We start from the raw sequence: 1081 nt of genomic DNA on the forward strand, positions 1-1081 counted from the left end.
ACTATATTGGGGGTTATATGAATAATTTAGGCTATTTATTACACAAGGTAAGTATAATGACGAAAACAGAATTATCAAATCAATTAAAAGAATATAAAATAACAGCTCAGCAATGGTCTGTGTTAAAGGATATATCTCTTTATCCAAATGGAACCACCCCAGCTATGATTGCTGAAAGGCTCTTAGCAGACCGTCCAACAGTAACCGGGATTATACAAAGATTATTGCAAAAAGAATGGATTCTTATAAAACATAATCCTAAAGATAAACGGTCACATTTAATATTTTTAACAGATGAAGCTAAGACATTAATACAGGAGATAGAAAATGTAAGCGATGAAGTTATAAAAAATGCTACAGCTAGTATTCCTAAAGAGGAAGTAGAAAATACAGTTCGAGTTTTGCAAAGTATGATTCAAAATTTACAAAAAAATAAAGGGTGATTAAAATGATTTTAGTAACAGGTGCTACAGGGAATGTAGGAAAAGAGGTTGTAAAATGCCTAATAAAAAGAAATGCTACTTTCAAAGTCACAACGCGCAGTAGAGAAACTGAAGGAGTGTATTTTGATTTTGAAAATCCTTCATCTGTAAAGGCGGCTTTAACAGGTGTTACTAAAATCTTTCTAATAAGACCACCACATCTAGCTGATGCAAAAAAGTATTTCCAGCCTGTTGTAGATGCCGCAAAAGAAATAGGTATAAAACACATTGTATTTTTATCTTTATTAGGTGTAGAAAAAAATCCGATAGTACCTCATGCTAAAATTGAAGCTATGATAAAGGCTTCTGGGATCCCTTACACATTCCTAAGACCGAGTTTTTTTATGCAAAATTTATTATCACAACATGGTGATGAATTAAGAAATAAAAAAATAATTGAAGTACCTGCTGGTAAAGGGGAAACAAGTTTTATAGATGTACGGGATATTGGAGAAGTTGCAGCTAAAATATTAACCGAAGAGGGACATGAATTTAAAGCTTATTCTTTAACGGGAAATGAGGCATTAACATATTATGAAGTTGCTGCTATTATTTCAAAAATAATAAATAAAGATATTACTTATACAAATCCAAGTATA

General features: G+C 31.5%; 2 protein-coding genes. Both read left to right on the forward strand.

The features are described 5' to 3' along the window. Positions 1-17 precede the first annotated feature (17 nt). On the forward strand, positions 18-443 hold the full coding sequence (locus ACQGS6_RS29165; RefSeq protein WP_001061038.1) for a MarR family winged helix-turn-helix transcriptional regulator: 426 nt from the start codon (positions 18-20) through the stop codon (positions 441-443). 5 nt (positions 444-448) lie between these two features. Continuing rightward, on the forward strand, positions 449-1081 hold a 633-nt coding region (locus ACQGS6_RS29170; protein WP_426966083.1), incomplete at its 3' end, for an SDR family oxidoreductase.

The organism is Bacillus sp. GMs2/2, from assembly GCF_050172095.1.
In the GTDB taxonomy this organism is placed as follows: Bacteria; Bacillota; Bacilli; order Bacillales; family Bacillaceae_G; genus Bacillus_A; species Bacillus_A cereus.